Genomic DNA, 8,126 nt, shown 5'->3' with positions numbered 1-8,126 from the left:
GTGTTTGCTCGCACGAACATCATCAATCAAATCGGCGTTCTTGTTTCTGTGTTTCCCGGGATTCCGTGAAGAACCATTTTTTTTGCCTCACGTTACCTTCGAGGGTTTGCGCGTGCGCTGTTGCAGTTGGGGTTTGGACTGCGCCCAGTTTTCCGGCAGGTTGATGTAGTCCACCAGTTCACGCAGGCGACCATGATCACGCGCGTTGAAGTTGAAGGCCAGTCGCGCCAGGTGGCTGAACTGCGCTTCATCGTGCTCTTCACCGCTGTAGGCGTGCTGATGGAAACGATCGCTCAGGCACAGGTCGGCAAATACTTCCTGCATGTGGTCGAGCGCTTGCTCACTGAGGGTGTGGTTCATGCGAATCACAAACTGATGCTTGAGCCAGCGGCTGGAGTGGAAGTTGCTGTAGAACTGGTTGATCTGTTCCACCGCTTCTTCGGCGCTGTAGACCAGGCTCACGAGCTTCATGTCGGTCGGCAGGATGTAGCGGTTTTCCTCCAGTTGATGGTGAATGAAGTCCAGCGCGCCTTGCCAGAACTTGCCGCCCGGCGCGTCCAGTAATACCACCGGCACCAATGGGCTTTTGCCGGTCTGAATCAGTGTCAGTACTTCCAGCGCCTCGTCCAGGGTGCCGAAACCGCCTGGGCACAGGACCAGCGCATCAGCTTCCTTGACGAAGAACAGCTTGCGGGTGAAAAAGAAGTGGAAGGGCAGCAGGTTGGCGCTGCCCTGCATGGTGGGGTTGGCATGTTGTTCGAAGGGCAGGGTGATGTTGAAACCCAGGCTATGTTCCCGGCCGGCACCTTCGTGCGCCGCTGCCATGATGCCGCCACCAGCACCAGTGATAACCATCAGGTCCGAGCGCGCCAGCGCGGCGCCCAGTTCTCGGGCCAGACCATACAGCGGGTGTTCGATGGGTGTTCGGGCCGAGCCAAACACGGTGACTTTACGCCGGCCGCGGAACTGCTCGAGTACACGGAAGGCGTGCTCCAGTTCGCGCAGGGCTTGAAGGGTGATCTTGGCATTCCAGCGGTTGTGATCTTCCTGGGCCATGCGCAGCACGGTCAGAATCATGTCACGGTAGATGGGGATGTTGGGGCTGTTAGGTGAAACCAGGTTGAGTTGTTCTTCGACCTTGCTGGTGAGGTCGTGGCCGCTTTCTTCAAAATGACGGCTTAGCAGGTCATTCGGTTGGTAAGGCATCAATTTCTCCTTCCATACAGGCTGTGTTTTCCCCTGAAGCAGGAAAAATTCGCACAATTGGTACAACAAGACGCGTCGCGGGCGGCCCCTTTCCAGCCCGGAAAAGTGAGTGGGAACACTATGAATCTAGACCCTCGCAGAGATTTACGCTGACTTGATCATTGCGCCGCAAAGTCTTTCCTGGCAACCGCTTATTGACGATTTCCAAGGTGATTTCACCGCTCGTCTGAACGCACGCCGAGTGTCTGGCGCTCTGATTTACTAAGCTACAGGTGCGACACGACAACTTTGCGTCAAAGGCAGGACGCGCGGTTCAAAGAGTTGAAGGATTTTTCGCTCAAACAGGGCGAGGAGCAAGGAGGCGGGATGTTATGGCCAGAGTGATTCTGGAGATCGATACGCAACTGTATCGATTGCTCAAGTCATCAGCCGAGACCCATCACGTGAGTCTCGAAGAGGAGTGCTGCCGACGCCTGGAGGGAACTGAGCGACGGTCACATTACTTGCAGGCATTGCTGGCAGAACTGCGCGCCGAGGATGAACAGCGGCGCGCCAAATCCGGGTGATTACTTTTTCTTGGCTGGAGCCGCTTTCGGGCAGTCCGATTCCTGATAGCTGGCGGAGCCGATCGCCTTGTTGGTTTTCACTTCCGTGAAGTCGTAACGCATGATCGCGCCCTTGGCCATCAGCTTGCGGTACGACGGGTTGTTGCACACCGAGGCACCCAACTGGAAATACACGGCTTTAGGGTCCGCACGCATCTTGTCGGCGTGGCTCTTTTGCACGCTCAGGTGGTTGATCAGTTGCTTGCCGTCGACGGTGTAACCCTGATCGAGAATATCTTCGTTGATTGCCCGTGGCGTGCCGACGCTGCTTTGGGCTGCGACGTTTTGCAGTTCTCTGTTGAGATTCTGCTCACTCAAGGACGCAGCCTGAGCGCTGAAGGACGACGCCAGCAGAATGGCAGCGGTGGAAACGATAAGGCGCAGCATGAAACTCTCCTGGTTCAGTGACTGGTGCTTCGACCCGTCACATGACTGTGCGTTCAGTGGCGGCGAATTATAGGGGACGCGCTCCGGACGGTACAGGCTTGCGCCGGCTGCTCTGATAAACTGGCGGCACTTTTTGCCCTGCCGAGTGCTTTTCGTGTCGATTTCCTCCTTCTGCCGGCGCTGCCTGCCATGAACCCTGCCATTGCACCCTTTGCTGCCAACGCCGTGGCCCGCTTGCGCGATTCTCGAGAAGAAGAGGGGATCAAGCCGATTCAGGCCCGAGGCTGGAGGGCGCCGCGTTGCCGTTCCTGCCGCGTCATCGAGAGTCATTGCCTGTGCGCCTGGCGTCCGCAAGTCGAGGCGCGCTCCGGCGTGTGCCTGATCATGACCAACAAGGAAGTGTTCAAGCCGAGCAACACCGGTTGGCTGATTGCCGATGTGGTACGCGATAACCATGCGTTTATCTGGTCGCGCACCGAGGTTGATGAACAATTGTTGGCGTTGCTGGCCGACCCGCAGTGGCAGCCGTATCTGGTGTTTCCGGGGGAATACGTCGAACCTGAACGTGTCACCAACAGCGTCGACACGGACAGTTCGAAGCGTCCGCTGTTTATTCTGCTGGACGCCACCTGGACTGAAGCCCGGAAGATTTTCCGCAAAAGCCCTTACTTTGATCGCTTGCCGATCTTGAGCCTGCTGCCCGAAAAGCTGTCTCGATACCGATTGCGCAGGTCGACCCGCAGCGAGCATTTATGCACCGCCGAAGTGGCTGCACTGTGCCTCGATCTGGCGGGGGATACCGCCGCAGCATCGGCGCTAGACGCTTATTTCGACGTGTTCAGCCAGCATTACCTGGACGCAAAACGGCAACTGGACATGAACGTCGCCACGCCCGCTCATGCCGAACTGATGCCCTTCGTGCAAAGCTCGGCCCCAGTCATCTGCTGATTGTCGCCCATACTGCAAAGAACTGTACTGCCCATGCACCTTGACCACCCAGTCTTCGCTGGGCATGCTTGGCGCCGATTGGGGCGCGGCCAGGTTTGATACGCCGTTTTCAGCTGTTATTGGCGTTGAACGTGCCCCATTGGTGCAGCTCCGTGGCTGTGCCTTGAGTCGTTTGAAAAACAGGATCATTTGAAAAATGGCCACATACGAAATCCTGATTGCCGATGATCACCCGCTGTTTCGTAGCGCGCTGCATCAGGCCTTGACCCTGGGCCTGGGCCCGGATGTTCGTCTGGTGGAAGTGGCGAGCATTGCCGAGCTGGAAACCCGCCTGGATGAAAAATCCGATTGGGATCTGGTGTTGCTGGACCTGAACATGCCCGGTGCCTACGGTTTTTCCGGGCTCGTGCTGTTGCGCGGTCAGTACCCGCAAATTCCGGTGGTGATGGTGTCCGCACAGGAAGAAGCGTCGATCATGGTCAAGTCCCGTGAATTCGGCGCCAGTGGGTTCATTCCCAAATCCAGCGACCTGAGCGTGATCCAGAAAGCTGTCCGTGCGGTACTGGACGGCGACGTATTCTGGCCGCCGCAAGCGTTTGAAGCGGTCAGCGTTTCCGACGAAGCCAAGGCCGCCAGCGAAGGCCTCGCGAGCCTGACACCCCAGCAATTCCGGGTGTTGACCATGGTCTGCGAAGGCCTGCTGAACAAACAGATTGCTTACGAGCTGAGTGTCTCCGAAGCTACGATCAAAGCCCATGTCACGGCGATTTTCCGCAAGCTGAATGTGCGGACCCGGACGCAGGCTGCGTTGCTCTTGCAACAACTTGAGTCAATTTCGAGCCACTAAAAGGCGCCATGTTCACGCTATTTTGACTTTGCATGATCTAGCGTTCCCATTCCTATCTGGTCAGTTGCCCACTCTATGTCACCTTTCAAAGGCCAAACCGGCCTCAAGCGTATCCTCAATGCCTCCGGTTATTCGCTGGATGGCCTGCGCGCAGCCTTCACCGGTGAAGCGGCTTTTCGCCAACTGGTGTTGCTCAACGTCATCCTGATCCCGCTGTCGTTCTTCTTGAACGTCAGCCGTGTCGAGCAGGCGCTGCTGATCGCCGTCTGCCTGTTGGCGCTGATCGTCGAGTTGCTGAATTCGGCGGTAGAAGCGGCCATCGACCGCATTTCCCTGGAATTGCACCCGCTGTCCAAGAACGCCAAGGACATGGGCAGCGCGGCTCAATTCGTGGCGCTGAGCATGATCGCGCTGGTCTGGGCAGTGATTCTGCTTTAAGCGATATTCGGCAGAACGATCTCGTCGCTGCGCTGAACCCCTGCGGTGAAAGCGCGGCACAGATCGAGGAACTCGCGCATCGCCGACGTCTGATATTTCTGTTTGTGCCAGATGAAGTAGAACTGCCGCGCCAGGTCCAGGTCCGGTGTCTCCACCGGCACCAGGCTGCCGCGGCGGAACGCATCGCGCAGTGCCAGCCGTGAAATGCACCCAATCCCCAATCCCGATTCCACCGCGCGCTTGATCGCTTCGGTGTGTTCCAGTTCGAGCCGGATATTCAGCGAGCTGCGATGGTGACGCATGGCTTGGTCGAAGGTCAGCCGCGTGCCAGAGCCTTGCTCGCGCAAAATCCACGCCTCGTGACTAAGCTCCTCCATGGTCGCGGTGCCGCGTTTGGCCAATGGATGCTGCGGTGCGCAGAACACCACCAGCTCATCCTCGACCCAACTCTGCACTTCGATGTCCGGATGACTGCAGTCGCCTTCGATTAGACCCAGATCAATTTCGTAGTGGGCGACTTGTTGCACGATATTGGCAGTGTTCTGCACGTGCAGCTTCACCTGGCTTTCCGGGTGGCGCTGCATGAAGCTGCCGATCAGCAGGGTGGCCAGGTAATTGCCGATGGTCAGGGTCGCGCCGACCGCCAATGAGCCGAAACCGGACTTGCCGTTGAGCAGGTCTTCGATTTCCTTGGACTGATCGAGCAGGGCCACGGCTTGGGGCAGCAGCTGTTTACCGAGAGCGTTAAGGCTCAGCCGTTTGCCGGCGCGGTCGAACAGCTGGCAGCTGGACTGGCGCTCCAGTTCGGTGATCGAGGTGCTCGCCGCCGATTGCGAAAGGTTGAGCAGGCCCGCAGCACGGGATACGCTTTCCTGCTGGGCGACGGCGACGAATACTTGAAGTTGACGGAGAGTAAATCGCATATCGATATAACCGATAACCCTTATCTTAATAATCCATTTAACAGATATTGTCTCTGCCTTTAGAATGCGATGCAATTGCGCACATCATCGGCGTAGGCAAAATCTCCAGGAGTCCCACGTACATGAGCAACATGAACCACGAGCGTGTCCTCAGTGTTCATCACTGGAACGACACTCTGTTCAGCTTCAAGTGCACCCGCGATCCGGGCCTGCGCTTCGAGAACGGTCAGTTCGTGATGATCGGCCTGCAACAGCCCAACGGCCGCCCGCTTATGCGCGCTTACTCTATTGCCAGCCCGAACTGGGAAGAGCATCTCGAGTTCTTCAGCATCAAGGTGCCTGATGGCCCGCTGACTTCCCAGTTGCAGCATCTGAAGGAAGGCGACGAGATCATCATCAGCAAAAAGCCTACCGGCACCCTGGTGCTGGATGACTTGAAGCCTGGCAAACACTTGTACCTGCTCAGCACCGGTACCGGTCTGGCGCCGTTCATGAGCGTCATCCAGGACCCGGAAACCTACGAGCGTTTCGAAAAAGTGATCCTGTGCCACGGCGTACGTTACGTCAACGAAGTCGCTTACCGCGAGTTCATCACCGAACACCTGCCGCAGAACGAGTTCTTCGGTGAGTCCCTGCGTGACAAGTTGATCTACTACCCGACCGTGACCCGCGAGCCGTTCGAGAACGAAGGTCGCCTGACCGACCTGATGCGCAGTGGCAAGCTGTTCAGCGACATCGGTCTGCCACCGATCAACCCGCAGGACGACCGCGCCATGCTGTGCGGCAGCCCGAGCATGCTCGACGAGACCAGCGAAGTGCTGAACAGCTTCGGCCTGAAAGTGTCGCCGCGGATGCGCGAGCCGGGTGATTACCTGATCGAACGAGCGTTCGTCGAGAAGTAAGCAAACGCTCTGCTTCCCTGTGGGAGCGAGCCTGCTCGCGAAGGCCGTGTGACAGTCAACTTATATGTCGACTGACACGCCGCCTTCGCGATCAGGCTCGCTCCCACAGTTGTTTCTGGTGTTCAGGCCTTTGCGGGGATGACTTCGAGAACGCGGATAACCCCTGCCTCGGGATAATGCCAGCGTACGTCCAGGTCCCAGAACTGCGCGCCATATTCCCGCTCGGGTGTAGGAATCTGGTACGCCGGGCGTGGGTCTTGTGCCAGACATTGCTCGATCAACGCCACTAATGGCTCTTCAAGGCGCTGAGCATGGCCATGAGCCTGTTGCAGCGCGGCATCCGTCCACTGCACGGGAATCAGCTGCGGCGCGGCGCTGGCGATGCTGTTGGAGGCGCTGTCGATGATGTCGGCGTAAGGCACGTAGGGTTTGATGTCGAGAATCGGCGTGCCGTCCAGCAAGTCGATCCCGGATATCCACAGGCGATTGGCTTCGACCTTGTCCAGTTTGACCACCGACTGACCAATGCCATTGGGCCGATGCGTGGCGCGGGTGGCGAATACGCCCATGGATTTGTTGCCGCCCAGACGAGGCGGGCGGACTTTCAAACGCGGTTTTTCTTCCAGGGCCTGATGGAACAGGAACAGCAGCCAGACGTGACTGACCTGTTCCAGGCCCTGCACCGCATCGCCCTGATCGAACGGCGCAACCAATTCCAGAACTCCGCGAGCGGCCGGGGCCAGTTGCGGTTGGCGCGGGATGGCGAACTTCTCCTTGAAGCAGGAGCGCACGAAGCCGATGGGGGAAACGCTGTAGGTCATGGTCAGGGTCGGAGCGGGAGAGGGTGGGCATGATAACCCGATCGTCCCTGGATCTGTGGCGGCTATAAGGGCCTCTTCGCGAGCAGGCTCGCTCCCACAGTTGGAAGTGCATTCCCCTGTGGGAGCGAGCCTGCTCGCGAAGGCCGCACCGCCGATCTAAAGACTAAACCCACCATCCAAAGGAATAATATTCCCGGTCATATACGCCCCCGCCGTACTCGCCAGGCTGATCGCCAGCGCCGCCATCTCTTCCTCCCGGCCCCAACGCTTCATCGGAATCAGCGCCGTATCCTCCGCCAGCGCCTGTTCATCATTGCCAATGTGCTGGGTCATCTTGCTCGGGAAACGCCCCGGCGCAATCACGTTGACGTTGATGTGCTGGCTCACCAGCTCCCGCGCCAGAATCCGCGACAATTGGTGCAGGGCCGCTTTACTCGGCCCGTAGGCATACGCCTGCTCACCAAAGGACGAAATCCCGGCCACCGAGCCAATGTTGATGATCCGCGCCGGATTGGCTTCGGAGCCGGCTTTGCGCAGCAACGGCAAAAACTGCTGAATGCAGTTGAACACCGACGTCACGTTGAGCTGCATGACCTTTTCCCAGCCTTTGACCGGGTAGCTTTCCAGCGGTGCGCCCCAGGTGGTGCCGGCGTTGTTCACCAGAATATCCAGATGAGTGATCTGCTCGCCCAGACGCGTCGCCAGTTGAAGCACGCCTTCTTCGGTGGCCAGGTTGGCCGCCACACCATGGCAGCGCCCGAATGCACTCAACTCGTCAGCCGTTTGCTGGCAGGCTTCAGCATCCCGGGCACAGACGTACACAGTGGCGCCGGCTTCGACATAAGCCTTGGCGATCATTTTGCCGATACCACGGGTGCCGCCGGTCACCAGTGCGGTGCGGCCTTGCAGGGAAAAGTACGGGTGCATGGCGAATCCTGAGAGCTAAGGGTCAATACACCCTAGTCGTCAGCCGCCGTCAGCGGAGCCACTATTTTTGCGAGGAATGAGGGGCCATACAGCCTGGCCTTGAGCCGCAGAGTGCGACTCAA

At 58.4% G+C, this 8,126-nt stretch carries 10 protein-coding genes; 5 read left to right on the top strand and 5 right to left on the bottom strand.

What is annotated here, in order from left to right; genetic code table 11:
- Positions 1-87 precede the first annotated feature (87 nt).
- Positions 88-1,206 (bottom strand): LOG family protein, encoded by a 1,119-nt coding sequence (locus AC07N8_RS07165; RefSeq protein WP_493142531.1) that lies wholly within the window; start codon positions 1,204-1,206, stop codon positions 88-90.
- Between the two features lie 371 nt (positions 1,207-1,577).
- Here AC07N8_RS07165 and AC07N8_RS07160 point away from each other — a divergent pair, with 371 nt between their 5' ends.
- On the top strand, positions 1,578-1,772 hold the full coding sequence (locus AC07N8_RS07160) for a hypothetical protein (protein WP_483840485.1): 195 nt from the start codon (positions 1,578-1,580) through the stop codon (positions 1,770-1,772).
- Here the strand turns inward: AC07N8_RS07160 and AC07N8_RS07155 are convergent, their stop codons facing one another.
- Positions 1,773-2,198, bottom strand: a complete 426-nt coding sequence (locus tag AC07N8_RS07155) for a PA3611 family quorum-sensing-regulated virulence factor (protein ID WP_493142532.1) — start codon at positions 2,196-2,198, stop codon at positions 1,773-1,775.
- Positions 2,199-2,387: 189 nt separating this feature from the next.
- Here AC07N8_RS07155 and AC07N8_RS07150 point away from each other — a divergent pair, with 189 nt between their 5' ends.
- The 3 genes from AC07N8_RS07150 to AC07N8_RS07140 all read left to right on the top strand — a co-directional run bounded on the left by AC07N8_RS07150 (position 2,388) and on the right by AC07N8_RS07140 (position 4,431).
- Positions 2,388-3,146 (top strand): tRNA-uridine aminocarboxypropyltransferase, encoded by a 759-nt coding sequence (locus AC07N8_RS07150; RefSeq protein ID WP_493142533.1) that lies wholly within the window; start codon positions 2,388-2,390, stop codon positions 3,144-3,146.
- Between the two features lie 196 nt (positions 3,147-3,342).
- Positions 3,343-3,993 (top strand): response regulator transcription factor ErdR, encoded by a 651-nt coding sequence (gene erdR, locus AC07N8_RS07145; protein WP_017336764.1) that lies wholly within the window; start codon positions 3,343-3,345, stop codon positions 3,991-3,993.
- Positions 3,994-4,068: 75 nt separating this feature from the next.
- Entirely contained in the window at positions 4,069-4,431 is a 363-nt protein-coding gene (locus AC07N8_RS07140) for a diacylglycerol kinase (RefSeq protein WP_008010143.1), read from the top strand.
- Here the strand turns inward: AC07N8_RS07140 and AC07N8_RS07135 are convergent.
- Complete coding sequence (locus AC07N8_RS07135) at positions 4,428-5,354, bottom strand: LysR family transcriptional regulator (protein ID WP_483840487.1); 927 nt, start codon at positions 5,352-5,354, stop codon at positions 4,428-4,430. The two genes, AC07N8_RS07140 and AC07N8_RS07135, sit on opposite strands and share 4 nt — an antisense overlap.
- A gap of 122 nt (positions 5,355-5,476) precedes the next feature.
- Here AC07N8_RS07135 and fpr point away from each other — a divergent pair, with 122 nt between their 5' ends.
- A complete protein-coding gene (gene fpr / locus AC07N8_RS07130; RefSeq protein WP_007947184.1) occupies positions 5,477-6,256 on the top strand; it encodes a ferredoxin-NADP reductase in 780 nt (259 codons plus the stop codon).
- Between the two features lie 122 nt (positions 6,257-6,378).
- Here the strand turns inward: fpr and tsaA are convergent, their stop codons facing one another.
- Together tsaA and AC07N8_RS07120 are read right to left on the bottom strand one after the other, a co-directional pair.
- A complete protein-coding gene (gene tsaA / locus AC07N8_RS07125; RefSeq protein ID WP_483840488.1) occupies positions 6,379-7,077 on the bottom strand; it encodes a tRNA (N6-threonylcarbamoyladenosine(37)-N6)-methyltransferase TrmO in 699 nt (232 codons plus the stop codon).
- Between the two features lie 156 nt (positions 7,078-7,233).
- Positions 7,234-8,004: an SDR family oxidoreductase gene (locus tag AC07N8_RS07120; RefSeq protein ID WP_493142535.1), complete on the bottom strand. Its 771-nt coding sequence runs from the start codon at positions 8,002-8,004 to the stop codon at positions 7,234-7,236.
- Between the last annotated feature and the right edge of the window lie 122 nt (positions 8,005-8,126).

This window comes from Pseudomonas sp. GW821-FHT10C09 (assembly GCF_059415465.1).
This window is presented reverse-complemented; position numbering and strand designations above follow the sequence as displayed.

Bases quoted from the DNA above. Each gene is read 5' to 3' on its own strand.
- AC07N8_RS07140 (WP_008010143.1), top strand. From the start codon at position 4,069: ATGTCACCTTTCAAAGGCCAAACCGGCCTCAAGCGTATCCTCAATGCC.
- tsaA (WP_483840488.1), bottom strand. From the start codon at position 7,077: ATGACCTACAGCGTTTCCCCCATCGGCTTCGTGCGCTCCTGCTTCAAG.
- AC07N8_RS07160 (WP_483840485.1), top strand. From the start codon at position 1,578: ATGGCCAGAGTGATTCTGGAGATCGATACGCAACTGTATCGATTGCTC.
- AC07N8_RS07120 (WP_493142535.1), bottom strand. From the start codon at position 8,004: ATGCACCCGTACTTTTCCCTGCAAGGCCGCACCGCACTGGTGACCGGC.
- AC07N8_RS07155 (WP_493142532.1), bottom strand. From the start codon at position 2,198: ATGCTGCGCCTTATCGTTTCCACCGCTGCCATTCTGCTGGCGTCGTCC.
- AC07N8_RS07150 (WP_493142533.1), top strand. From the start codon at position 2,388: ATGAACCCTGCCATTGCACCCTTTGCTGCCAACGCCGTGGCCCGCTTG.
- erdR (WP_017336764.1), top strand. From the start codon at position 3,343: ATGGCCACATACGAAATCCTGATTGCCGATGATCACCCGCTGTTTCGT.
- AC07N8_RS07135 (WP_483840487.1), bottom strand. From the start codon at position 5,354: ATGCGATTTACTCTCCGTCAACTTCAAGTATTCGTCGCCGTCGCCCAG.
- AC07N8_RS07165 (WP_493142531.1), bottom strand. From the start codon at position 1,206: ATGCCTTACCAACCGAATGACCTGCTAAGCCGTCATTTTGAAGAAAGC.
- fpr (WP_007947184.1), top strand. From the start codon at position 5,477: ATGAGCAACATGAACCACGAGCGTGTCCTCAGTGTTCATCACTGGAAC.